This is a genomic window from Vulcanisaeta sp. (assembly GCF_049966235.1).
Taxonomy (GTDB): Archaea; Thermoproteota; Thermoprotei; order Thermoproteales; family Thermocladiaceae; genus Vulcanisaeta; species Vulcanisaeta moutnovskia.
Map to the genome: position 1 here is coordinate 1 of NZ_JBMFVA010000067.1, position 729 is coordinate 729.

The 729-nt window shown below is 60.8% G+C and carries 1 rRNA gene; it reads left to right on the forward strand.

What is annotated here, in order from left to right:
- Window positions 1-729 (forward strand): 23S ribosomal RNA (locus ACP5L5_RS11740); the annotation flags it as partial.

Here is a 729-nt window from a genome sequence, read left to right on the forward strand (position 1 = left end):
ATCCTGGCCACTGGCGGTCCGTGAAACCCGGGTACAACCGGGCGAAGCGCCGCTGAAGGCCGGGAGTAACTCTGACTCTCTTAACGGGAGGGTCTCCAAGCTTGGCATCCTCAAGCTTATAAAAAATTCAATACGAAAAAACCCCGTCATTTAACCCGAGGTAGTCAGTATAATTGAAACACGAATTGCCAAGCGAGGGGAACTCCCGGGAGAAAGGTAGCCAAATGCCTTGCCGGGTAAGTTCCGGCGCGCATGAACGGATCAACGAGGTCCCCACTGTCCCGGTCTGCGCCCCCGTGAATCTACCTGCTGGTTCACAGTCCAGCAACCTCCCGTAGGGAGAGAAGACCCCGTGGAGCTTTACTGCAGCCAGACGCTGTCCTATGGGCGTGGGAGCGTAGCGTAGGTGGGAGGCGTCGAACCCATCCTTTCGGGGATGGGGGAGCCGACCCTGAAACACCACCCTTCTGCGCCCGTAGGACTAACCCCGGCGAAAGCTGGGGGACAGCGCCTGGTGGGCAGTTCGGCTGGGGCGGCACGCGCGCGAAAAGATAACACGCGCGCCCAAAGGTCGGCTCAAGCGGGTCAGAAACCCGCTGTAGAGTGCAAGGGCAAAAGCCGGCCTGACCGGACCCTGGATAACAAGGGGTCCGGACGGGAAACCGAGGCCTAGCGAACGCTCGTGCCCCCACTGGTGGGGGCCGGGCATGACAGAAAAGTTACCCCGGG